The sequence below is a fragment of the Mesorhizobium sp. LNHC232B00 genome (assembly GCF_000502435.1).
GTDB lineage: Bacteria > Pseudomonadota > Alphaproteobacteria > Rhizobiales > Rhizobiaceae > Mesorhizobium > Mesorhizobium opportunistum.
The window spans coordinates 1-24,256 of the sequence record NZ_AYWP01000023.1; the positions used below are offsets into that span (position 1 = coordinate 1).

Annotated in this window: 18 protein-coding genes and 1 pseudogene; 5 read left to right on the plus strand and 14 right to left on the minus strand. The window is 62.3% G+C overall.

Translation table 11 applies throughout. The annotated features are described in order from the left end of the window. Positions 1-124 (plus strand): annotated as a pseudogene (locus X743_RS1000000173575) (IS630 family transposase); the annotation flags it as partial. 12 nt (positions 125-136) lie between these two features. On the opposite strand, the gene X743_RS145945 reads toward X743_RS1000000173575, so the two are convergent. Further along, positions 137-712: a hypothetical protein gene (locus tag X743_RS145945; protein WP_031258181.1), complete on the minus strand. Its 576-nt coding sequence runs from the start codon at positions 710-712 to the stop codon at positions 137-139. A 190-nt stretch (positions 713-902) separates the two neighbouring features. Here X743_RS145945 and X743_RS145940 point away from each other — a divergent pair, with 190 nt between their 5' ends. Continuing rightward, the gene (locus tag X743_RS145940) at positions 903-1,439 is read left to right on the plus strand and encodes an OmpA family protein (RefSeq protein ID WP_023767722.1); all 537 of its coding nucleotides are present in this window, start codon (positions 903-905) and stop codon (positions 1,437-1,439) included. Positions 1,440-1,451: 12 nt separating this feature from the next. On the opposite strand, the gene X743_RS145935 is transcribed toward X743_RS145940, so the two are convergent. The 8 genes from X743_RS145935 to tagH form a co-directional block, all read right to left on the minus strand. After that, a complete protein-coding gene (locus tag X743_RS145935; RefSeq protein ID WP_023767723.1) occupies positions 1,452-3,077 on the minus strand; it encodes a caspase family protein in 1,626 nt (541 codons plus the stop codon). 162 nt (positions 3,078-3,239) lie between these two features. After that, positions 3,240-5,663 (minus strand): M23 family metallopeptidase, encoded by a 2,424-nt coding sequence (locus X743_RS145930; RefSeq protein WP_023767724.1) that lies wholly within the window; start codon positions 5,661-5,663, stop codon positions 3,240-3,242. Further along, positions 5,660-6,070, minus strand: coding sequence for a DUF1036 domain-containing protein (locus tag X743_RS145925; protein WP_023767725.1), 411 nt, complete (start codon positions 6,068-6,070; stop codon positions 5,660-5,662). The genes X743_RS145930 and X743_RS145925 overlap by 4 nt, the downstream gene beginning before the upstream one ends. A 108-nt stretch (positions 6,071-6,178) precedes the next feature. Next, positions 6,179-8,746: a serine/threonine-protein kinase gene (locus tag X743_RS145920; protein ID WP_023767726.1), complete on the minus strand. Its 2,568-nt coding sequence runs from the start codon at positions 8,744-8,746 to the stop codon at positions 6,179-6,181. Next, the gene (locus X743_RS145915) at positions 8,746-9,525 is read right to left on the minus strand and encodes a protein phosphatase 2C domain-containing protein (protein WP_023767727.1); all 780 of its coding nucleotides are present in this window, start codon (positions 9,523-9,525) and stop codon (positions 8,746-8,748) included. Before X743_RS145915 ends, X743_RS145920 begins: the two co-directional genes overlap by 1 nt. A gap of 159 nt (positions 9,526-9,684) precedes the next feature. Next, complete coding sequence (tssM, locus tag X743_RS145910; RefSeq protein ID WP_031258185.1) at positions 9,685-13,233, minus strand: type VI secretion system membrane subunit TssM; 3,549 nt, start codon at positions 13,231-13,233, stop codon at positions 9,685-9,687. Between the two features lie 22 nt (positions 13,234-13,255). Continuing rightward, positions 13,256-14,743 (minus strand): type VI secretion system protein TssL, long form, encoded by a 1,488-nt coding sequence (gene tssL, locus X743_RS145905; protein ID WP_023767730.1) that lies wholly within the window; start codon positions 14,741-14,743, stop codon positions 13,256-13,258. A gap of 300 nt (positions 14,744-15,043) precedes the next feature. Then, the gene (gene tagH, locus X743_RS145900; protein WP_023767731.1) at positions 15,044-16,096 is read right to left on the minus strand and encodes a type VI secretion system-associated FHA domain protein TagH; all 1,053 of its coding nucleotides are present in this window, start codon (positions 16,094-16,096) and stop codon (positions 15,044-15,046) included. 249 nt (positions 16,097-16,345) lie between these two features. Between tagH and tssI the strand changes: the two genes are divergently transcribed. From tssI to X743_RS145885, 3 genes are read left to right on the plus strand one after another with little or no spacing between them, the layout of a single operon-like run. Continuing rightward, positions 16,346-18,670, plus strand: a complete 2,325-nt coding sequence (tssI, locus tag X743_RS145895) for a type VI secretion system tip protein TssI/VgrG (protein WP_023767732.1) — start codon at positions 16,346-16,348, stop codon at positions 18,668-18,670. 7 nt (positions 18,671-18,677) lie between these two features. Beyond that, a complete protein-coding gene (locus tag X743_RS145890) occupies positions 18,678-19,103 on the plus strand; it encodes a DUF6484 domain-containing protein (RefSeq protein WP_031258186.1) in 426 nt (141 codons plus the stop codon). Between the two features lie 11 nt (positions 19,104-19,114). Then, positions 19,115-20,275, plus strand: a complete 1,161-nt coding sequence (locus X743_RS145885) for a hypothetical protein (RefSeq protein ID WP_023767734.1) — start codon at positions 19,115-19,117, stop codon at positions 20,273-20,275. Positions 20,276-20,278: 3 nt separating this feature from the next. Here the strand turns inward: X743_RS145885 and X743_RS145880 are convergent, their stop codons facing one another. The 5 genes from X743_RS145880 to X743_RS1000000169940 are packed head-to-tail and all read right to left on the minus strand — an operon-like array spanning position 20,279 to position 24,255. Next, entirely contained in the window at positions 20,279-21,322 is a 1,044-nt protein-coding gene (locus X743_RS145880) for a hypothetical protein (RefSeq protein WP_156934489.1), read from the minus strand. Continuing rightward, a complete protein-coding gene (locus X743_RS145875) occupies positions 21,319-22,407 on the minus strand; it encodes a DUF2169 domain-containing protein (RefSeq protein WP_023767736.1) in 1,089 nt (362 codons plus the stop codon). The genes X743_RS145880 and X743_RS145875 overlap by 4 nt, the downstream gene beginning before the upstream one ends. 3 nt (positions 22,408-22,410) lie before the next feature. Then, positions 22,411-22,902, minus strand: a complete 492-nt coding sequence (locus tag X743_RS1000000169935; RefSeq protein ID WP_023767737.1) for a hypothetical protein — start codon at positions 22,900-22,902, stop codon at positions 22,411-22,413. After that, positions 22,903-23,331, minus strand: a complete 429-nt coding sequence (locus X743_RS145870; RefSeq protein ID WP_023767738.1) for a hypothetical protein — start codon at positions 23,329-23,331, stop codon at positions 22,903-22,905. It abuts the gene before it with no gap. A 24-nt stretch (positions 23,332-23,355) separates the two neighbouring features. After that, positions 23,356-24,255, minus strand: a complete 900-nt coding sequence (locus tag X743_RS1000000169940) for a DUF4150 domain-containing protein (RefSeq protein ID WP_084555599.1) — start codon at positions 24,253-24,255, stop codon at positions 23,356-23,358. Position 24,256 lies beyond the last annotated feature (1 nt).

Genomic DNA, 24,256 nt, shown 5'->3' on the forward strand with positions numbered 1-24,256 from the left:
CCTGCGAAAGAAGGCGGCCAGAACCTTCGACACGCTTTGCGAGGCTCTCGGCGATATCTGCCACCTGTTCGAGCCGGCCGAATGCAGAAACTTCTTCAAAGCGGCCGGATATGAGGCCAATTAATCGCGACACGCTTTAGTAGGCATCTGCCGATTGGCGCGCCTCGATTTCGGCCATCTGGATGCCCATTTCGACAAATGCGGAAAGAACCGCAAACCGGTCTGCGAGAGCGACACGCGCCAGGCCGGCCAGAATCCCGGCATTGACGGCGTGGGCAGCAGGTAATGGCTGCAAGGCCGGTGTTATCGTCGCGTCCATGGCCGAACCATTGTCCCGCCATCCGGCAGCCAGCAGAATCCAGCCGACCGGCGTTGTTGCTGGTCTCGTCGCGGCCGTGCGGACGGCTGCCTGAAGGCGGGGATTGTCCGGTTCAGCCACCCAGTCGCGAACATGCGCAAGCAATTCCTGATCGGTTCCATCGAACAGCTCCGTCAGATGGCTCAGGCATTCATGCGCCCACCAGACCGCGGCCCGCTCGGCAAGCAGGTAGGCACAGAATGTGATCGCTTCCTCGGGAACGCGCCCGGCGAGCAGGTGGCGGCAAAACGCGATGGAGTTTTGGTCGGTTGGAAGGGTTCTCATGTCCTCGGCAATAGCCGGACAAGCCGTGAAAAGATCTCGTGCCGTCTTGAATCGGAGCCCATTGGACATGACCGCCACGCTTTCATCGAGAAGCCTTGGTCACTCAAGCCTCAGGCGCGGCGCGGGTCAAGTCTCGACCTATGATCCGGCAACAGCCAACGGCACTTTCGTGTCGCCGGCGTTTATCGACAGACAATTGCACTGGAATTTGGTATGATCGCCATCATCGAAATCGGATGCTCAGATAGGAGTAACCGTTATGCAGTGGGGCAGTTCAACTTTTGTCTTGGCGGTCGTGTTTTTCTCGACCCACGCTGTCGCCGATCCTGTTCAGAAATCAGAAGACATCGTGAAGTTTTTTGCCGGCGCGGCCGATCTCGGCAAGTCGCGGGGAATTTGCGTCGGCACCGAGGAGGAATGCAAGAGCAAGACCAAGGCAAAAGACGCGCCGGGAGGAAAGTCCAGTCTCGATATGCTGATCAATTTCGGCCTGGATTCGGCCGCACTCGACACCACTGCGCGCTCTGAACTCGACGAGTTCGCCAAGGCGCTGAAGGACAGCCGGCTGAGCACGTTCAGCTTCGTCGTCGAAGGCTACACCGACGCCACTGGCACGGTGCATTACAATGAGGGCCTTTCGCAACGACGAGCGAAATCGGTGGCAGCCTTCCTGACGGCTAGCGGCGTCGAGGCTTCCCGTATCAACGCGATTGGGATGGGTGAAAAGAATCCGCGCAGCCCCAACCCGTACGATCCCGTCAACCGCCGCGTGGAAATGCGGATAAAGACGCAGTAGCGTGCGTGGCTATCACTGCTTGAGCACGCTACCCACGGCGACACCGGCGCCGAAGATCAGTGCCCTTGTCAGGAAGTCGTTGTTGCGCCGGCGCGGCGGAGGATTATCCAGCCGCACCATGGTCTCGCGGTTGCGCCACTTCGAAACGACCTGCTGCTGCTTGCGGGTTTTCTGTGCCACCAGCCTCATCGTGCGGGCTTTCTGCACCACCTGCTTCTTCGGCTGCGCCGTACGGGCTTGATCGGCGGCATATCCGGCACGCACGGCTTCCATCATCGGATCTGACTGGATCACGAGGAACGCCAGTTGCTCGCGCGTCAGATAGGTGGTTTGCGGCAGTCCGTTGTCGGCTTGCCAGATGCCGATCGCCTCACGGGTTTGAGAGCCCAGGGTTCCGTCGATGTGCCCAATCACGTTGCCCAACGCTTCGAGCCGCAACTGCAGATCGATGCGACCCTGGCGGTCGAGGCCGATCGCACTTTCGGACAATTCGGTGCCCGGCGTCTGCTTCACCTCGTCCGGAACGCTGACAGAGGTGCGCACGGCGGAGCTGGAACTGGCGTTCGCCTGGTTCGTATCCAGTGCCGCGACCTGCCGGTTTTGAGCGTTCGGGCCGTTCAATTCGTCGATGTTCAACCGCGCCACGGTGGCGAAGCGACCGTTCGGAAACTGGTCGAGATAGGCTTGGTAGAACGGCCCGGAATTGTGCTTCGAAGCCTCATCCCAAAGACGTTGCTCGACTTCCCAGGAAGGAGAGACACTGGCGACAGGGGCAGGGGCGGATGGGGCGGATGCGTTCGATGTTTCAGCCGCGGGATTTGTGACCGTCGCCGCGGCGACGGGTTTTCCCAGGAAAACCTCGCGTCCCAGCGATGCGTTGTGCCACGGCCTCTGGCGGCCTTGCGTGGTTTCAGTCACTTCGCCGCGCACGCGCGTCAGCGCGTTCTGGATTTCGACCCCAGTTTCGGTCAGATGCTTGGCTAGCGCGGTGGAGTAAGGACTGTCGGCCCCGTCGCCGTCGAAGGCGATGGCGCCCGGATCCGTTGCATAGGCAATAAGCAGGCCACCAGTACCGACGCCGTCCGATCTTGCTTCGACCGGCGCCAGGCCGGTGCCCAACGAGGTGGATCGGCTTTTCGGCAGCGAGGCCGCCAGCGTCCTTGCCAGCGGATTGTCGCGGCAAGCGTCGAGGATGATGACGCCGATCGCCGGGTCGGGCGGCAGCGCGGCCATGAAGTCGTCGATCTGAATGGTGCGCGTCTTGAGATAGGCCGGCGATGTCAAATCGGCGTCGACCGGTATCAGGTAGTTCTTGCCGTCGACCTGCATGCCGTGACCGGCATAGAAAATGACCGCCAGGTCGGCGTCGTAGGCTTGCTCGGTGAACCGGCTGATGAGGCTGTGCATGCCTGCATTGTCCTGATCGACCCCTTCGATCACCTCGAAGCCGGCATTGCGCAGCGTCGATGCGATAAGGCGGGCATCGTTGGCGGGGTTGGGCAAGGTAACCGCATGGACATAGTTGCTGTTGCCGATCACCAGCGCGACGCGCTTGGCGTCAGGCGCGGCGGCCTCGGCGCCAAAGGCGGCAAGGAAAGCCAGGATAATCCCGCTCAGAAAGACTATGATCGTTTTCATGGACCAGCCCTCTACCCACCAGGGTGCTAATTTCGTCGGCGACTGGGTCGCCTGTGCCAAAAAATGGCTCCTGGACGTGTGTGGTTCTGACCGCTTCTTTGGTTCACAAAGGTCCGACAATAGTGACACCGATAGCCTGAGCGACTGATGCCGCAGGCAGGCTTAAAGCATTTTCTGAATCGAGCTGATGAGGGCGGTGACGGCCTGCTTGTATTTTTCGAACTCCGGCGATGTCTGGCGGATCTCCGTGGTCGTCGGCGGTGGGGTGGCGTCGGTGGCTACGCGGCTCAGCTTCTGGCCCATCTTCCTTTCGGCCCAGTCCACCACATAGCTGGCTGTCTTGCCGGTGAGAAACGGGTTGGCCTGGATGACGGCCGACCCCAGCACGGCGCTCAGTTGCGCCGAACCTGGCGCCGACAGCACCTGATGGGCGCCTTCCATTCCCAGGAAATGACAGAGATAGAGCCGGCCGGCCGTGATCTGGTGACCGCGCGCGCGAAGATACGCTTCGCCCTCGCGCGCCAGGTTGCGCACCATCTCACGCGAGATCGTGGCGTCATAGCGCAGGGCGAGCAGGTCGGCGGTCGACAGCGAGCGCGCGAGGTCCGGACGGTAGGTATTCATCATCCGAATCCAGGTCTTCGTTATGAACTGGCCGGCGCCGGTCGCCGAGGAATTCGGGTTCTTGGCGCGGGCGCTGCCGCCACTCTCGACATGAACGATCCGCTCGGTCAGGGTTTCGACGGCGACATCGCCGGAATTGCCAGAATTGCCGGAATTGCCAGTCTCGTAGGTGGCGACCGTGGTGATCGTCCCTAGCGGATCGATCGCCTCGCCGTTCTGGTAGAGCTCGAAATGCAGATGCGGGCCGGTCGAAAGCCCAGTGGTGCCGATGTAGCCAATGATGTCGCCGGCCTTCACCTTGGTGCCGACGCCGCTCGCGATGGCAAATTTTTGCATATGCGCGTAGCGCGTCTCGCGCCCGTTCGCATGCGAGATCTTCACCAGATTGCCATAGCTGCCGCCATCGCCCTGGAAGCTGATCTCGCCGTCGAAGGCCGCCATGATCGGCGTGCCGACAGGGGCTGCCCAATCGACACCCTTGTGGATACGAACGACGCCCAGGATCGGGTGCTTGCGTGGGCCGAAGGTCGAGGTCATGACCCCGTTCACCGGCATGACCATGCCGTTGGCGACATTCAGCGAGCGCACCTCGTCATTGCCGGTAACGCAGGCGAACTGGCCGTCGCTTTGCTGGAAGACGAAACAGTCGATGGTCTTCTCACCGCCCTGGACGCCGACATAAAGGACCCGCCCGGACGTTTCTTCTTTGCCGCGCGGCGTCTGCGAGTAGATCAGCACCAGGCGCTGGTCCTCGCTGGCGAAAGCGTCGAGGTCCTGTCCTCGCGACAGGTACATGATCGCCTCGCCGATGACGCCGGTCGGAACCTTGTTGCGCGCAGCCGTCGAATAGATCGCATCGAGCAGGCGGTATTGACGCTTGGGCCCGCCTTGATCGGCACCGGAGTAGTTGAACAGGTCCTCACGCACCCAGGGATCGACACCCGACACGAAGGCGCCCGCGGCGTTGCGCGTCAGCGTGCCGACAAAGACATTCTTGGCGTAGATCGAGACCTGCATGAGCGACATTGTCGTCGTCTCGCGGTTCGGCCGGAATCCGCGCATGGCGACGACATAACCCGCTTCCAGGCCGTCCCGGTTGAAGAGCGCCTTCAAGGCTTCGCCCGCCAGCTTGGCATCGTCGGCGGAGAAATGCGCATCGAGCGCAACGCTGTCCAGGCTGCGGTCGTTGAGGATTTTCACGAAGGTGTCTTCGGTCGCCTCGAAGCGCTGGTACTCGCTGGTCGCGGTTGCGACGGTCGTATTGTTCTCGATCTGGGTCTTCTTGAAGGCGGGCAGCGCTGCCTCGCCCTGATCGATGGTCTCTCCCCAGCCCGCCTCCGGGTCGTCGGCATCGGCCTTGGGCGCCGAACCGGCCGGGGCTTCGCTCTCATCAGGTACCGCCAGGTCATTTTCCAGGTCGCCCTGCTGGTCGTTCGGTGCCACCGGCGGGGCAGGCGGAGCGGCCTCCTCGGTGGGTGCGGCAGCCGGCGATGTCGGTGCGGTCCGCCGCTGTGCCTGGAAGAAGGCGAAGTCCTCCTGCGTCGACGGGATCGTCGTCATGAACTTTTCGCTGGCACTCAGCATGACGTCGGAGAGGATCTCGATCTGCGGTGAGGCGCCGGAACTGTCGAGCTCGGCCGGGCGCGCCACCGCATGACCCTTGCTTGCCGTGTCGGCATCGGGCGCTAGCGTAATCCACATCGGGTCTCCGGCCAGGTCGATAATGGCAGGCACATAGACGGATGCATCGGCCGGCACATCGTCGGCGCCTTCGACCGCGTGCAGCTCCTCGTCTTCGTCGCCGAACGACCAATAGTCCGCGGTGAGATAGAAGCCGGCGGCGATCGACAGCAGGACAATTACGGCGAGGCCGGCAATGAGCCGGCGCCAAAGCGTGCGCCTGCGCAGCGCGGCGCGCGCCTGCTTTTTCTCCCTGAAGCTGGTGTCGATACTGTGCGTCACGGATTGCTTCCGGTCAGGAAGAAGGTCCACCGCGCCTGTTCAAGCGTATCGACTTCGAGAAATTGCGCCGCGATATGGCCGCGCTGCCAGCACTCATCGATGCCGCGGATCGAAAAACGCCGCCGCTCGATGCACATCTCGGTCGACCCGGCCAGGATTGCATGGCCAAAGACATCCGTCGCATAGATGTAGATGTAGCGGTTCGTCAGTTCCTCGCGGATGACGTTCACGCATTGATTTGCGCCGATGGTCCACCAGCCGTCAGTCTGGTCCGCATTGTCGACCTTCTGGCCGACCGCGAGATTGACAACGTCGAGCGTCTGGTTGCAGACCGTGAATTCGGCGCGCGCTTCGCTGGACGACAGCACAGCCAGCAGTGCCGCTCCTGCCATGACCGCAAGCTTCATGCGGCCTGTCAGGGCAACCAGGGCTCGAGCCGGCTCACGCTGCCCCGAGGGCTGGTCGGCGGAGGAGTTGGGCAAACACGAGCGGCAGCGTTCCATCGGGCGCCCATGCTATCCGCCGAGCCGGAAATATTTGGCAGTGGCTGAAAATTGCGATCCATCGGTCTCGATCTCTTCGAGAATCTTGGGCAGCAGCACCGAGGCCGGCGTCGGCGTCGCGAAGGCTGCCGCCTGGATATCCTGCGGGCCAGTGATCACCATTATGATCTGCGGCACGGCCTTCCCGGCTGCCTTGTCGGCGGCGCCGAGGCCAATCGGAATGCTGAAGGTGGCCTTGTCGGATTGTGCGACGATGCGGTCGTCGAGATTAAACACCATGCCCTTGTGATCGATCAGCAGGACGCTGGAAATGAGCCCGCCATGCGTCACCAGCGTGCCGCTGATCGGCGTACCATCAGGCACCGAAGTCCGGTCGAGAACAAGCTGCGGCTTGTCGGTTCCAGTCTGCCCGAGAAAGCGCAGAAAGTTGGTGACCTCGCATTGGCTCGGCTCGATGAGGCGAACGCTGATGTCCGGCTCGACATGGAATTCTGCCTGGAAATCGCCCAGCATCCGTTCGAATGGCTGGACCGCTGTGCCAAAGCCCTCGATCACGGCGGCCTTGTCGGTCGATGACGTCATGGCCGCATAGAAACAGTCGCCACCACCGAAGTCGCGAACCCAGGAGACACGTTGCGCGCTATCGTCAAGGACCGGGGGGATCGCCGGTTTGGGCACGTTCAACGCGACGACTGGTAGGTCAGGCTGTTTGGCCGGCGGTGGCGAAGCGTCTTGGTCCTCGGCGTTCGCGGCATCCGTCTGGCTCGCGGTGGGCGCCGGCACCCTCGTCTTGGGCGCTGGCGGCTGGCTGATCCGCGGCTCGGGCTTTGGGGTCTCGACAACCCTTGGCGCGACCGGCGGCGGTATTGCGGTCTTCTCGGCAGGTGGGGCCGGAGTTGTCGCCTCAGGCGCTGGAACTGCCGTTTGACTGTTGCTGGCCATCGTATCTGGCTGGGTTGCCGGCGATGCCGTTTCGGACGGCTGCTTCACCTTCGTTACGGATGGCTTCGATGGTTCATCAGTTTGCGCGGAGGCAGTGGGCCTCACCGGCTCCGGCGCTTGCACAGCCTTGGCATCTGCCTGGCTTTCAGCTGGCGGCGCGCTCGCCTCTGTTTGTGGTTGCGCTGCCATTGCCGGCGGCTTCACGGGTTCCTCGGCCTGCGCGGGGATTTCGGCGGGCTTGGCCGGCAGAGGCTTTTGAGCCGCCGCGGCATCTGGCTGTTTTTCGGCCGGCGCGACGCTGGCCTCCGGCTGCGCGGGCGGAACCGTCTTTGCCGGTTCCGGGGCGTTCGCGACCTTGTCCGTCGGGGTCGGCTTCGACGTTTCCGCTACAGGCTTTGACGGTTCGGGCGAAAGCGACGTCTTGCCGGCAGTCGGCTTCGCCGGGGTCATGAAGCCACTCAGATACAGGCCCGTGCCCGAAGCGACGGCCAGCGCCGCCAGGGCAGCGATCGCGATGGTTCGGCTCTTCGCGGATTTTCCGGGGGGATTGCTCCCGGCTGTGCGCGGCGGGCTGGGGACGGCCTGAGGCTGCGGCTCCGACAAATGCGCGGGCCGGACATGCGGGACGAAGCGCTGTTCGCCCGGACCCGTTGCCGCCGGCGCGTCGTGCCCCGCGACATTGGAGGGCTGGGGCTGGGGATCAGGAACAAGGGTATGTCCCGCCGCTGGCAAAGCCGGACGGTCGCGGGGTGTCCTGGATGGCGGCGGTGTTGTCGCTTCGTCTTCGCCGCGCGTCATCCTGGCGATGTCAGCCATGCTGACTGGCCGGTCTTGCGGATCCGGCTGCAGCATGGCTTCGACGATGCCCCGAAAGTCGTCGCTGATATCGGAGAGATCAGGCACGGTCCGGCGCTTTTCGATGATCTCGTACTGTGATCCGCTCATGTCGATCGGCTTGCCGCGCAGGGCGGCAGCCAGCACCAGCCCAAGGCTGTAGATGTCGGATTGCTCGCTGACGTCGCCGCTGTACAGCCCGAGCTGTTCGGGTGAAACGTAGTTGTATTTTCCCGCGAACTTGCCGCCGATCAGGGTCTCGCCACCTACGGTCGCCGATCGCGCGATGCCGAAATCGATGATCTTTGCGCGGTCGACCCGGCCCCCCGGCAGGATGATATTATCGGGCGAGAGGTCGCGATGGATCGCGCCGGCCTGATGCACGGCGGCCAGGCCGGATGCGAGGCGATGACAGAGCTTGCGCACCTCTTCCGTCGGCATCGGCCCACGCCGCATGATGTCGAACAGCGACTCGCCATCGACGAATTCCATGGCGAGGTAGGGACGGCCGATCCCGGGATCGATGGTGAAGACGTGGTATCGCACGACCGCGTCATGCGACAAATGATTAAGGATCGAGGCCTCCTTGCGGAACAAGGACAGGATCGTCTGGTCGCGGGCAAACTCGGGCAGCACGATCTTGATCGCGACGTGGTCTCCGGTCTGGATGTTGTGGCCGCGGTAGACCTCGCCCATGCCGCCGAATGCGATCCGCTCGTCCAGTTCGTAGATGCCGCTGAGCTGCGTTCCGACTGCGGTGTTGGCCACCTGCGGCGATATTCGCGTCTTGTCGTCGGCGCTCATTAGCCTCGGCCCTCCGCTCTGGACAGATCAGGGTGAAGCGATTGTCCATTGCGCCCGTTTCCGATCTTTACCAGCACAATGGTGACATTGTCCGTTCCGCCCCGCGTCAGCACCGTTTGCAAAAGATTTTCGCAGGCCGCCTGAGGCGTTGCCGACACCACCGCGGCCTCGATCTCCGCATCGGTGACATGTGCCGTTAGCCCATCGGTGGCTAGCACGAAAATGTCCCCCGGCATCAGTTCGCCCTGCTGGAAATCGATGACGAAGTCGTCGCTGACGCCGACCGCGTGCGTGATGACGTTGCGGCGCGGCCAGGTCAGCGCCTCGGCCGCGCTGATCATCCCTCGATCCAATAGTTCCTGCACTTCGGTGTGGTCTTTCGAAATCTGCGAGATCGCGGCGTTGCGGATCAGATAGACCCGGCTGTCGCCAGCCCACAGGCAGGCAAACCGTCCGTCCATCGCCAACAGGGCGGCGACAGTGGAGCCGATGGTGATGCCGCGCGATTCCGATATGCTGCGGATCTCGGCATTGGCCCGGCTCAGCCTGTCCTCGAAGCGCGCCCGCAGGTCCGGAGCGGAGCTTGCGATGCCCATCGTGGCCAGGTGGTCGACAATGCTGGCCGAGGCGACCTCGCCGGCCTCATGCCCGCCCATTCCGTCGGCCACCACCCAAAGCCCGGTTCGTGGCTCGAGCAGGTAGTTGTCCTCATTGTGCTCGCGGACACAGCCCTTGTGGCTCACGCCGAAACTGTCAAAGGGAAGGGCGACATCGCTCACCTTGCCACCAAACGCTTCTCAAGCGTCCTCTGCGGCGCACTCCCGGGCGCCCGCTCACGACAGTCTGCCACAGGCTCGACCATTAAAGTATCGAAATTAAGGTCCGGGCGCCTGAGGCTCCCAAAGGGAGTCACCGCATTGAAAAGTTCGAAGCCCATCTCAAAACGCCTTCGGACAGCTGAATCCGGAAAGTGCCGGAAGCAGGAACGGGTTGGGGCCGGAGCCGGTCTGGATCGTATAGGTGACGTCGCGCCCACCAATGACGAAGCGCGCTTCGACATTGCTGTCGGTGCCGGTGATGGTCGCCTTGTCCATGAGCCGCCTCAGCGCCCACGGCCCTTCGAACTTGATGCTGGAGTCGCGACCCGGCATTTCCGGCGACAGGCTCAGGCTGGCGGATCCGGAAGCCGCGCCGCTCGGCCAGGTCACGATGCTCGGCGCGTTGCCCGCCTGGTTGCTTTGGACGGTCTGACCGTCGACATCGAGCACCGCCGCATCGGCATCGCCATGCAGTGAGAACGGCGTGAAGGTGACGCTGATCGAAGGCGTCGAACCGCCCTGGGGAAAGAAGGCGCTACGGATTTCGGCCGCCAACTGGAAGTTTTTCAGCGTCGATTTCGACAGGTCGCGGCCGAAACGCGCATCCTGTTTCCAGCTCCAGTCCTGGCCACTCATGTCAATCAGCGATGCGAGGTTTTGCGCGAAGAACCGGTCAAGCAGCCCGCCCGGCGCGAACAGTTTCGTGAAATCCGCCATCGCCATGTCCTCGGTGCCATCGCTGGAGAAAGGATAACGGCCGTTGATCGCCGCCTCGCAAGGAGCCGTGACCGCCTGGTCGAGCATCTGGTTCAAGTTCGCCACCGAGGTCTCCGTCGCGTTGCTTTCGAACTCGTCCGCCGTCGCATTGACCATTTTGGCGAGTTGCTTTGGCAGTCGCGAGGAATTGGCGCGAAGGGTGGCTATCTGCAGCTGCAGATTGGCGTTGACGCGTTCCGTCTGCGACGGCACGTCGGTCGCCAGTTGCAGGCTCTGGTAGATGTCGCGGAAATTCTGGGTCAAGGCATCGATCGGTCGGCGTCCGGCAGGGCCGCTCACCAAGGCCTGGAACGACCTGAACTGCGCTTCGATATTCGTCCCGGGATTCTGGTTTGTTGCGGATCCTGCGCCGGCACGGCTTTGCGATTTTCCGGTGGCGATTTGTATGCCGATGCGAGCCAGCCCCTTGGCCATCTTTGCTGCTTCCTGCGGCTGGCCTTGAACGGTGCCGGCCTCAACCCCGGTGCCTGAGTCTCTGGCGTCCCGCGTCAGGGCTGTTTCGTCGGCGATCGCCGTAAACAGCTGTTCGATCGGCGAGGTTGGCGATGCGACGGCGGAAAGCGCGATATAGTGCGGCTTGTCCTTCAGCATCGCTTTGAGTTTCAACCCATCGAGAACGCTGTTCCACGCGGTTGCGAACTCCTTGCCATAGCGATCGAGGAGCTCGGGGCCGAGCTTCAGCAACTCCTGATCGATGCCGCCCTGTTCGCCGCCGCCGCCAAGCACCCACTGGTCGTCGACGAGCATCTGCGCAATGCGCGAGAGCTGTCCGAGATAAAAACGGTTGAAGCCGGCATAGGTATAGAGGCCGGGAACACGAAGGCCTGACAGGTCGCCGCCGTCGACACGCTCGAATACCAGCGGCGTTTCCGGTCCGCCCTTCGCTGAAGCGGAGAAATCGTCCAGCGCCGCCGCGTATACGGCAGACCTGATCAGCGCGGAGGCACGGTCGGCAAGGCTCATCCGCCCAAGCGAGCGTTGAGCCGCCTCGACGAGTGGTTGGTTGAGTTGGAAAACCGGATCATAGGCGTCGTCCAGCGCAAGCATGGCGCGCAAGTGCTTTTCAAGTTGCTCACGTCCTGCGCGGTTGCTTTCGCCTGGATACCGGTTCTGCTCCCAATCCTGCTTCATCCAGGAGACGATCAACGCGTCGTCGACCTTCGGCGCCTTGCCGCCCAGCATCAGATAGATTTTCAACGGCTCGTAGAGCGCGGCGGGATCGGCCATCTTGGCCTGGATCGTCCGCTCGGCCTGGATCAGCAGGCGCGATCGGAACATTCGTTCGAGCGCTTGTCGGTAGGCCGTCCTGGACGCCGAAAGCAGTCTGTCCCGCTGGCTGAGGCCGAACGTCTCTTCGATCGGTGTCGGCACGTCGCCGGTTTCGAACCCAGCCGGCAGATCGCGCAACTGGTCGAGCGGGCCAATGACGTTCTCGAGGTCGACATCGGTCACCTCGGTGCTTTTGAGCAGCGCGTCCGCCGTCGTACGATACTGGCCCATGGCCTGCGTGGTGGAGGCGATGAGCGACCTGTTGGCGGTGAAGCTCAAGGCAAGGGTGCCGAAGGCCGCCGCGGCGATCAACCCGATGGCGCAAACCCCGGCAAATCTGGCGATCGCCGCACGCCTTGCAGCCGATTTGTCGTACGAGACCCATCCGGATTCGGCAAAAATGACGCCCGTCAGCAGATCATGCAAAAAGAAGCTTTTGCCGGTTCCCGACAGATGGGCGCGGGCATTGCTGCCGAAGCTGCGACCGATCGCAGCCAACACCTGATCGATGGGCGTCCCCTCTTGCGTGCCTGACGAGAAATAGAGTCCACGCAGGCTGACATTCACTTGGCTGCGAGCCGGATCGAACAGGCCGGCGACAAAATTCGCAATTCGACCCTTTAGCGCGCCAAACTGCGCCGGAAAACCAAAGACGGATATGCGCGCGACCGGGTCAGCCTCTTCCTGAAGGCGGTCAGGCATCTCTTCGACCAGCCGTCTTGCCAAGGCATCGAACTCAGCCGGAGCCTCGGCGGCCATGTTCTTCGTGCGATCGCTGGTCTGGAATGTCGCGCCCCAGACCTTGCGCCGGCGCGTCTCGTCGAAACCGCCGAAATAGTCCATGAACCCGACAACAAGATCGGCCTTGGTGAAAAGCAGATACACCGGAAACTGGATTTTCAGCGTCTCGTGGATTTCGCGCAGACGGCTGCGTATCTCGACGACGTGAGCGTCAAGCTGCTGGTCGTCGAGGCCGATGAGATCGGCAAGGCTGATCGCCAGGATGACGCCGTTTATCGGCTGCCGTGTGCGGTATTTCTTAAGCAGCGACAGGAAGGAGAGCCAGCTCTTCTTGTCGTTCTTGGCATTGGAATCCTGTGTCGTGTAACGTCCGGCGGTGTCGATCAGCACGGCCTCGTCGGTAAACCACCAGTCGCAGGCGCGTGTTCCGCCAACACCGGCGATTGGCTGGGCATTACCCGAACCGGCCAGCGGAAAATTCAGGCCCGAATTGACCAGTGCCGTTGTCTTGCCTGCGCCCGGCGGACCGATGATGATGTACCAGGGGATCTCATAGAGGAAGTTACGCTTGCCGCTCGACCGTTTGAGCGCGGCGATCGCCTCGTTCATGCGCGCCTCGAGCACTTGCGAGTCGTCATCCCTGTCGTCGTTGCGGGCAACGGCCGTCTCCAGCGCCTTTTGCGCCTTGCGCATCCGCCAGAAACGCAATCCGTAGAAGAGCGCTACGGCCGCCACGATCACGCCGACGATTGCCGTACGCAGCCAGACAGGCCCGAGAGGACGGCTATCGGCGAAGCGGATCAATGGTCCGGCAAACCACACCGCCGCCGAAAAACCGGCCAGCGCGATCATGCTGAAGATCCGCAGCAGCCAACGCGTCATCGGCGCTTCCAACCGGCCGTGCTCACAATGTTTCCTCCTTCGCGATCATCACATCGACACGGCGGTTCGTGGCGCGGCCTTCCGGTGTTGCATTGTCGGCGATCGGCTCGTCCTCGCCCTTGCCGTCGACGGTCAGTCGCGAAGGATCGCTGAACTTCGGCGCCATCATCGTTTCGACGGCCTTCGCCCTGGCGACGGACAGGTCGAAGTTGGACTTGAACGGGCTTGATTTTCGCGGCTTCACATTGTCCGTATGGCCGACGATCCTGATTGGCCCGCGCTCGGGTTCCAGGGCGGCTGCGATATCAGCGGCTATTGGCTGGAACTCCGGTTTCGCATCGGCTCGGCCGGACTGGAACAGCAGGAGATTGTTGATTTCCACGACGATGAAGTCGCCCTTCGTGCCGATGGTCAGCCCGCCGGCTTCGACTTCCTTGGCCAGCGCCGAGCGGATGCGATCGATCTGCGTGGTTGTGGCAGGAGGCGGGGTGACTTTAGCCGGCTCGGCCAACGGCGCCACGCTGGCCCGTTCGATGGCGATCGGCGTCGATGGGTTGAGTGCCAGCAATTCACCCGCGGCGGCGTCGGCTTCATTGGTGATGAAGACCCGCAACGCGAAGAATGCGGCAGTCACCAGCGCTGATGCCGCTGCCGCAACGACCCAGAGCGGCAGGCGTGTCGACGACTGCGTCACCGTCGCCGCCAGGCCCTGCCAGCGGGGCGAGATGTCTTCGTTCGCGCGGGGCTTGAAATAGCGAAGCGTTTCGAAGACGTCGCGCCGAACACGTTCGAAATTGGTGTCCTCGCGTGTCAGACCGCGATACTGGCCCTCGAACCCCAGCGACAGGCAGACATGCATCAGTTCGAGCAGATCGTAATGTGCCTCCGGGCTGGCCAGGATCTTGTTCAGCGCTTCGAAAAAGCCCGTACCGTTGGGCTCGACGTGGAAGAACTGCAACAGCATGCTGTGCTGCGCCCAGGTGTCTTTGTGTGGCCAGGGCAGGTTGCCGATGAGATCGTCGGCTGTTTCGCACAGCACAAATTTCGCAATCCGCGCATCCTCTTCGGGAATGCCTGATTTCTCCAGTGCCCTGTCGAATTTATCAATCGTCTCAGCGACATGTTCGGCCAACGGCTCCGCCTGTCTCTCGACGGGAACAAGCCTGAGCTGGCCGAACAGCATCAGCAACGGTGCGGCCGCGGCAAGGATCGGGTTTGCCGCGGAATATCGGACACTGTCGGTGACGTTAAGCAGGATCTCCTGCCGCAGGGCCGGCGCCGGCGCGGCCGCGGGAGCCGTTCCCTGATAGATCACCGTCCCGGATGTCCAACCCACCGGCGTATGCCGGCCGACGCCGGGGTCGAACACGGTCGAGTCCTTGACCTGCGACGGTTGCCCGCCATCCTTGGCGGGCTCCTGAGGGGGCGGCGCCGGCTTTCGCTCACGCCGTGGCGTGGCGCGAATGACGGTCTTGCCCGCCGGTCCGAAAGGATCGTCTTTCGAGCTCATGGCCAATCGTCCGTCCGCGCCTGACGCTCGCACTCCTGCCGGACAGGCGCAAAGCTTTTCGCGGTCAGGCAAAGCAAAGGCAGGCCCTGCAGGGCAGGGCTCTGTCTTGAGGAAGGTTGGCTATATCTTGCTATCCCGCCGTAAGAAGACATTTGCCGTAGACACCCAGGTCGATCAGCCTTACCCGCTTGGCGAATTGTCGTATGCGATCGTAATCTCGGAAACTCTCGATTGGAACCGGATGCCACGCACCGAAGAGTTGTCTTCGTTGGCTGCAACGCCGCGGCTCCCCTGAAACGCCTATTTCTGCTTGTCGGCTTTTGCATAGGCTTCGCTGAAATAGGCCAGGAATATGTCCAGCATGCCGTTCTCGTGTGCTTCCTCCATGGTTCGCCAGGTCGCGACAAAAGCGTCCCATGCCTGTCTCTTCTTCGACGAGAACGATGTCGGCGGAAGCTTTCTTCCGATCGCCTCCGGAGACAGGTCGTCAAGCAGCCGCGACAGCGCGGCCTGCATGGCGGCATAGGTGGCGAATTCGTGGGTCTTGAGATCGCGGAATGCATCTTCGATGCTGCGCCTGGCATCGAGATAGCCGGCCCGGCGCCGTGCGAACATGATTTCGAGGATGTCGTCGGTTCCCGGAACGAACTTCAGCGGGTTGTTGTCGGCGGCACTGATCATCGTTCGCTGTGTGCTCTTGGCCAGCATCTTCGCCGCCGCGCGTGCCTTCAGCAGCAAGGTCAGCTCCTCGACCACCGTTCGCAGCACCGCACCGATTTCGGCGGCAACCTCATGCGGGTCGCGCGATTGCAGCAATTCCGGCGAAATGCCGGCTCCGATGGCGATTTCCCTCAGCACTTCATCCCTGGTCGAGGGCAGGGGCGGTTGCGACGGGAACGTCGACACCGCAACGCGCTGACCGGACCGTTGCTCCGAGGAATCGAAAAACGGCCCATCTCCGAATTCCAGCGAGCGGCCTGTCGCGACCGGCATTTCGCGCTGCGTCGAACTTTGGCTGGGGTGACCGGTCGCAGCGCGCTCCTCATCGATCGACACGAAGACGACATAGCGGCCGATGAGCATCTGGTCGCCGTTGGCCAGCCGATGCGGACCGGTCATGCGCTGGGTTGAACCGTTGATGTAGGTTCCGTTGCGCGAGACGTCGTGCAGCCAGAACGCGCCTGCCTCGTAGCGGATCTCGCAATGCCGGCCCGAGATGAACTTGTCGGGGTCCGACAAGGTCCAGTCGCAAGCATCGCGTCCGATTTCGAAGCTGCGATCCCGCGCCGCGTAGCCGGTCGAGATGCCCTGAGCCAAGGCGTCGACATTGTTGATTTGGAGACTGATGTACATCCAGGATCGCCATCGAACACTGACCGATACTCCACATTCTAGCAGTTTGCACATACAACAGCACAGCAGCGTTTCGAGGGGATGCATCGACAGGGTCAGGTTTTCCGCCGTGTGTCCTCTTTGGTCGGCGGGACAACATGTGGTAGGCTCAACATGGCCTGGTGCGGCGGGTCCTGACAAGTTCCTGGGTAGATGGCGGGAACTTCAAATCCACCGCGCCGGCGGCCGCGTCCAGGAGGGGCACGACCCATGCCGAACGAACGTGCCACGGTTGTGCAGACACCGGTCGGCGCCGAGCTGACCTTCACGCATCTTGTCGGGCGCGACGAGATCAGCCGCTGCTTTGCCTATACGGTCGGGTTCGTCGGGCCCAGTTCCGAGATCGATCCGCTTAAGATGCTGGGTGGCATGGTTTCGGTCGAAGGCGAATCCGATCCGAAACGGTGGTTCAGCGGCTTGGTGTCCGAATTTCGCCTGACCCGCATCGAGGATCGGCTGGCCTACTACGAAGCGGTCGTCAGGCCGTGGCTCTGGTTCCTCGGCAATGCGACCGATTGCCGGATCTTTCAAAACATGACCGCCGTCGAGATCGTCGAAAAGATCTTCTCGAAATACGGAACGGCGAAATTCGAGAAGCGGCTGCAGGGCTCGTACCCCTCGCGTGAATATTGCGTGCAGTACGACGAGAGCGATCTGGATTTCGTGCAACGCCTGCTCGAGCACGAAGGCATCTTCTATTTCTTCGAGCATGACGAGGGCAAGCACACGCTCGTGCTGTGCGACGCGATGAGCAAGCTGAAGCCGGCGCCGGGCTACGAGAAGATACCCTATAATTTCGAGGGACAGGGCTCGCGGCGCGACGTCGAATATATCACCGAATGGATTCCGGGCAGTTCGGTGCGGCCGGGGGCCTATGCCCACACCGACTATGATTTCCAGAAGCCTGGCGCCGATCTGATGGCGAAGTCCGCCCAGCCGTTCAGCCACAAGGAAGCCTCCGGCGAGAATTATCGCCAGCCCGGCGCGCACCTTGATGTCGGGCGCGGCGACACCCTGGCCGGTATCCGGCGCGAGGAACTCCAGGCCCTGCACCAGCGCATTACTGCGGTCGGAACCGTGCGCGGCCTCCATTCCGGCTGTACTTTCAAGCTGGAGAGCTTTCCGCGCGATGACCAGAACCAAGAGTATCTGGTCATCAGCGCCGAATACAGATTGTTCGATCCGGGCTACCGAACCCAGAACGAGGCCCACAGCGAGAATTACAAGATCGTGCTGGGCGTCGCGCCGACTGCCTTGCCCTATCGACCGCTGCGGATCACGGCGCGGCCGATCATGCGCGGGCCGCAGACGGCGACGGTGGTCGGCCCTTCCGGCGAGGAGATATTCACCGACAAATATGCCCGTGTGAAGGTGCAGTTCCACTGGGACCGCCTGGGCAAGAAGAACGAAAACAGTTCCTGCTTCGTCCGTGTTTCGCAGACCTGGGCCGGCAGCGGCTGGGGCTTCATCCAGATACCGCGCATTGGCCAGGAAGTGATCGTCGACTTTCTCGAAGGCGACCCCGACCTGCCGATCATCACCGGCAGGGTCTACAATGCCTCGCAGATGCCGCCCTACGGCTTGCCGGGCAACGCAACGCAATCGGGCTGGAAATCCAACTCGTCGAAAGGCGGCGGCGGTTACAACGAGCTGATGTTCGAGGACAAGGCCGGCTCCGAACTGGTCAACTTCCAGGCGCAGAAGGATCATAACCTTCTCATCAAGCACGACCGCACCAAGTTGGTGCAGCACGACCAGTCCGACCGCATCGACCACGACGCCAAGCACTCCGTCGGCCACAACCTCGACGAGGACGTCGGCAACAACAAGACGGTCAAGGTCGGCGTCGACCAGACCACGAATATCGGCTCGAACGACACCGAGACGGTGGGCAAGAACCGCTCACTGACGGTGGGGGCGAATGAGACGATCGGCATCGGTTCGAATTCGACGGAGACGATCGGCTCCAACCACTCGCAGACCGTGGGGATTGTCCAGACGGTGACTGTTGGCGCTGCCCGTATCGACACGGTCGGGGCGTCCGAGACACGAAGCGTTGGCGGGCCGCAGACAAACACCATTGGCGCGACACGGTCGGTCACGGTTGGGGCTGGGCAGAGCCACGACATTGGCGCAGCGGACAGCTGGAATATCGCGGCGGCGCAGACCGTCAATGTCGGCGCCGATCAGAGTTTCTCTGTCGGCGGGGCGCTGTCGTCGTCGATAGGCAAGGCACGGACCGCCAATATCAGCGACGACGACGCCACTGAAATCGGCGGGGGCCATGCTCTTAAGGTCGGCAAGGGCAGCGGCATCGACATTGCCGAAGATAGTTCAATCAAGGTCGGCAAGAACCTGATGATCGAAGCCGGTGACTCTATCACACTCAAATGCGGCGATGCTTCGATCACGCTGAAAAAGGACGGCACCATCACTGCCGACGGCAAGGACATCACGATCAAGGGCAGCGGCAAGATCACCGTCAAGGCCGACAGCGATGTGATTATCAAGGGCAGCACGATCAACAACAATTGAGGACGTCATCATGGAAGTGCTGGAGCGTATCGACGGCGTTGTGATCGGACTCCTGATCGGTTTCGAAGGCGGAGCGCCGTTGGTTGTCTTCGTCGGCAATCCGCGTGAAACGGCGATTGCCGCACGCAGTTTGACCGAGTTGGATACTTCGGCGATCGGATCCGAACTGGCCCTGCTGTTCGAGGGTGGCAACCCGATGCGTCCGCTGGTGGTTGGGCGCATCGTCGATCCGGCGGCCCGCAATAGGAACCTTGAAGTCATCCGCGACGGCGACCGTGTCGTGATCACCGGCAATGAACGCATGGAACTGCGCTGCGGGCTTGCATCAATCATTCTGGAGAAGAATGGCCGGGTGGTAATTCGCGGCACCCAGCTGACCAGTCAGGCCAGTGGCACCAACCGCATTCGCGGCGGGGCGGTGCATCTGAACTGAGGCGTTGCCGAATGCACAGCATCGCGACCATCGCGACCATCGTGGACCAGCACGCAGAGGACGCCGCGTTCCTATGGCTTCGTCGACGTCGGGAGATCGACGGTCCCATTCTCGATGAAACCGACATCGGTCGTATCGATCAGCGCCTTGAAGCCAATCTCGAGGGCCTCATGGCGGCCGGCAAAGCGGGTTGGGAGGCTGCTTATGCCCGTTTTGCGGACTACGCCGAACCAGGCGAACTTTTCGTGCTCGGCACTCTGGCAATGCGTTGGAGCGATGCCAAACTGGTGACCGCCGCAATGGACGCCGGCGCTGGCCTGGGCGAAGCCGGCATTTCGAGCCTGTCCGCCGCGATCGCGCGAACGCCGCGCGAAAACCTCCGGCCGTTTGTGGCGCAATGGCTCGACACCCGCGATGCGCGACTTCGCTGCCTTGGGCTGTCTGCGCTCTGGCACCATCGCGTCGATCCTGGACAGCGCCTGAATGACCTGATCAGTCATTCCGACTGGAACGTACGCTGGCGTGCGGTTCGGCTCGCCGGCGCGCTCAGGCGGCGCGACCTCCTGCCGGCCGTGTTGTCCGGCCTGGATGGCGAGATCACGAAAGAACGCCTTGCGGCCGTTTTCGCCGCTTGCCTGCTCGGCGACGCGCGGTCCGCGCATCCCGTGATCGACAAGATAGTGCTGACGGAAACGGACCAGGCGGCGGCGATCGAGTTGCGTCTACTGACGACGCCGTCGAAATCCGGCAAGGCCTGGCTGCAATCTGGTCTTGGACGGCCAGCCTCGCGTGTCGCGGCCACGGCATCAGTCGGCCTCTTCGGCGACCGTGCGGTGTTGCCGTGGTTGATCGAGAAGATGCGCGAGCCGGAGTTGGCCTCCGCTGCCGGTGCGGCACTTCGCGATCTCTTCGAGGTGGATTTTGGTGACACTGACCTCTTCGTCACCGATCCTGCCGTCCTTGGAGAGGACTTTGCCCATCTCGACGACAGCTCGTTGCCGGCGGCCGATCGCGTCGAAGCGTGGTGGAACGAAGGGCGTGGCGGCCGCAACCATCGTCCGTTCCGCTCGATGCGCCGGCTGCGGCTCGATGCCTTGCGCAAGGCGATGACCACGCCCGACGCTCCGTTGGTCGATTGGCGCACCACACGCCGCTTTCCGGCCTGGATGTGATTTTCAGCGCCGTGTCATGCGAGCCATCACCGCAGCAGCGCGCAGGCCGTTTTCGGAGGTTAGTTCGCATACAGCGGTCGGCCCGGGGGCGTAGCCCCTGAGAAGACTATCGGCGGTCAGCATCAGCGCCAAGCCCCCACCGGCAGCTCCGATATCGCCGATCGTCATGGCAGGATAGGCGGTGGGCAGCTTTTCGCGGCGCGTGCGATAAAAGCGTGGCCGCGCAATCAACTCCTCCCAGCCGCTGTAGCGCTCGCCATTGCTGTTGCTGACGACGAAATCGATGTCGGCTTCGGAGGGGCCCGATCCGGTCACCGCCTCTCGCAGGGCGCCGAGCAAAGCACGGCCCTGGCTGTAGCGGTCCGAGAGAACGCTGTCCGGTTCCTGTCCGGTTCCGACCCCGTGGATGGCGGCATGGACCGGTGCATCACCTTCCGGTTCGCGAGTTAGCCGTACGAAAGCCGCCGCCTCGCCCGGAACAAGCCCTTGCGCATTGTCTGCGGATTTCAGTCGTCGAGCCTTGCCGAGGCGGCCCAGGTCGGTGTCGTTGACGAGGCTGTCGACGCCACCGAGCAGTACCTGTCGGACCCCATGCTGCTCCATCACGTCGAGCGCGCGTTCCAGCCCCGCGATGCTCGCGGCCGCGCCGCCGTCGATCGCCCTCGATGTGGCGTGGAATTTCTGGCCGGTAGCCTTGATCACCTCGGCGACGAACTCCGGCGGTGCGATATCGCGATAGGCGGGGTGATTGCGAAAGCCTTCAGGCGGGGCAACCAGGATCGCGGTCGCCTCGGCAGCAATCGTTCCTGTCCGCAGCGCCTCGCCTATGGCGCGTGCCGCCATGTTGATCAGCCATTCGCCCTCGCTGCGGCGGAGTTGATAGTGCGTGGGAATGCGCGCGACGATCTGGACGGCGCCAAAGGGCTCGGCCAGAATCTTTTCCTCGAAGGCTGAAAGGCTCGCCCTGATCGCTGCAATGGTTTGCGGCGCATTGAGCCCGGCGGCGGTCACCGCGCCGGCACCGGCAACGAAGAGTGGCCGCCTCACGGCAGCCACACGGGCTGATTTCGCAAAGTACCGTCACCACCTCTTTGGCTGAAATAGACCTTGCGTTTGCGCCTCGCCACCAGAACGGCCGGTGAAACGTGGCCGAAAACGATTTCGCGCAGGGCCGGGGCATTGCGCTTTGTCACAAAGGAAAGGCGCGCCTTAAGCGTTACACGCCAGGTATCGGGCTCGATGATCACGGTATCGGCGCGAAAGGCGCTATCCTCGATGCGGTCTTCGTAGATCAGCCGCAAGGGCGCCACGATATGCGGCAATCGAAAATCCCAACGGCCGCTTGGGGTGAGACCGACCAACGACACTTGTTCGCGACCGCTGAACTGCACCAATTGCTGGTCCGCAGGAGCACATAGACGATATCGGGGATCGAAATCCTTTGGCGGCAACGGCCACTGCGTGTCGATCCATCCTTGGTCGTAGGTCCCGGCATAGCCGATGCGCGGCTGCCAGCTGCGGCCGAGCGCACCAAAACCGGCAGGCTTCGGCCGATCGGAAGGGCTGAGAAAAGGTTCGCCCGGATACGTGATGTTGGGTGCCTGCGTCCTGACGGCCGGATCGGCCGATCGCGCATGATGGAAGCCGACGCCAACGGGATTTCGCGGGTCCATCCTGCCGTCCGCCGTGGTGCCGCCAAAGGCGCGCTCATAGACGACAGGCATGGTCATGAAGGGATGCGGCGCGCTGTAGTTGCCGGCGTCATAGATGCGGTCACCGGCGACGTTGAGCACCTTGCGAACGCTGCCGATGCCCAGGCCGACCTGCATTTCGCGAACCGGCTTGCCGTTCGGCGCATAAGCGGTCCCGTTGACGATCACTTCGGCGGCTGGCTTTTCCGCGACGATGTCGGCTTCGTAGCGGTTCGACGACAAAGCCGGATCGCCGAAAGGCACGTCACCAAAAGTGATCGGCAGTTGCTCATCGGCTGGCCTCAACTCGGCGCTTTGCTCAGGAGCCTCGAAGCTTGCCGAGAACATGGCGACGAGCACCTCCTGCCCTTCCGCGTCTGGCTGCACATGCGTGGCGGCTGCGAAAGGAGTACGGTTTTCGAGCCAGACATCGAATGCCATGGTTCAGCACCAATTGCCGTTCTCGTCGAGCCCGATAGGCCAATAGGGCATGCAAGCGATCAAACGGACAAGTTCCGTCTCGCCGGCGTCGACCAGCCATTGAAGCAGCAGGTACTCTGGCCGAATTTTCTCCTTGTCCGGCATCATCGCGTTGCGATTTGCGCATTCCAGCCAGATAACACGAACGATCCACACGACGCGCGGATCCGATGCCGGGCCGGCCATCCGGTTGTTGAAAGCTGCTTCTAAGGCGTCTTCCTGCGAAAGCCCTTTGTTCCGCTCTGCCTCGACCGTGCCCTCCCACCAGGGCGCGGCTTCGTTGTACGCTTGTTGAATGAGCTGGCGATAAGCGTCGAACAACTGCCGATAGTCGGCGGCGGCTTCGTCATGCGGTTTGTCCGCTGTGTACCAGCTGGAATGCCCGCCCACATCGAGCATCGCGGTGAGCAGGCGCCTGATGCCGGTCTGGGGATCGTGAAGCGTGAGCAGAGCCATCTAGACCGCCTCCTCGAACTGATTGAGGCCAACAGGGATATAGACGATGCCGGCGACCAACTTGTGCAGGTCGGGGGCCTTGGTCTTGATGTCCAAGATCAGCAGATCGACCGGGCGGCGATAGTCGATCGGCTCGCCATTGTCATGGGTTCCCCAAAGCTCCTCCGGAGGTTTCTCGAGAGCCGGCTGTTCGGCGGTTTTAAGAGCGTCGTGGTTGAGATCGTCGATTTCCAGATAATAGTTTCGAAAGACCGCCAGTACGCGCGGATGACCCGAATAACCGGTCGGCCACCGGCCAGAAACCTCGGCCGGAACCGGATCGCCCAACTTTTCGATGCTGGCCACCTTCTTCCACCATTCCACCAGTTCCGGTTGCAGAAGCCTGAGCTCCTCGATGTAAGCCTGTTGGATCTCCTCAAAGGATCGCATCACATCTCCTTTTGATCGGCTTGCCTATGCCCCGGGATATTTCGACCGGGCATAGGCATCGGCTTGGCTGCCCTGGCTTTGCGCATGCTTGCGGCAATGGGGTTTAACGCGATCTGTTTCGCCCATGTGCTTGAGAAACGCATCCGGCGACTTTTCCATATGGCACCCGCCCATCGCCCAGGCGACGGACAATGGAGGCTGATGGTCTGGTGTAAAGGCTTCTTGTTCCACACTGCCATCTTCGGCGATTTTTGATTCCTGATGCACCCTGCCACGCTTGCGGTCCACGACGATCAACGTGCCGTTGGAGTACTGGTTCGCGCCGTTGACCTTGGAGATCAACGTATCCCAGACCCCGGGATTGCTCGGAAGCTTAGCGCATTCCCAGCAAGGCCCGCCCATGGTCTTGTCATAGTGTGGCTTGTTCAGCGGCGCCCGGTGTTTCTCCTGGTCGTAGGGTACCGTGCAAGGTACCCCGGCCTTGTCCCCCAGCACCTTGTTGAAATCCACGATTGCCTGCGCATCGACGCAGTTTGGCGGGTCGCTCATCTCGTTCTGACCCATCGTGTCGCCATGCCGTGCGACGCCCTTGCCTTCAACTTTGACGACAAACGACCAAAGCTTGAACGTGCCCTTGCCTTTTGTCTTGTGCGTGATGACGCCTCCACCCTGAGTGCCGGCTTCGTCGCCGGTGCTGGTGGCGACTTCGGAGGCATTCTCGAGTGCCGTAGGATTGCCTTCTATCTTGACGCTCTTGCTGCCTTTGGTCAGATCGCTGGCAGAAAGCATGTTGACATAAGGGACGGGCACAGGACCGGTTGGCGGGGGCGGCGGACTGAGACAAACGTCGCCAGGCGCGACGCCTTGACCGCCGCTTCCCTTGTGGAAAAATCCCATACCTTCCGCATAGACGCTGTTGCCCATC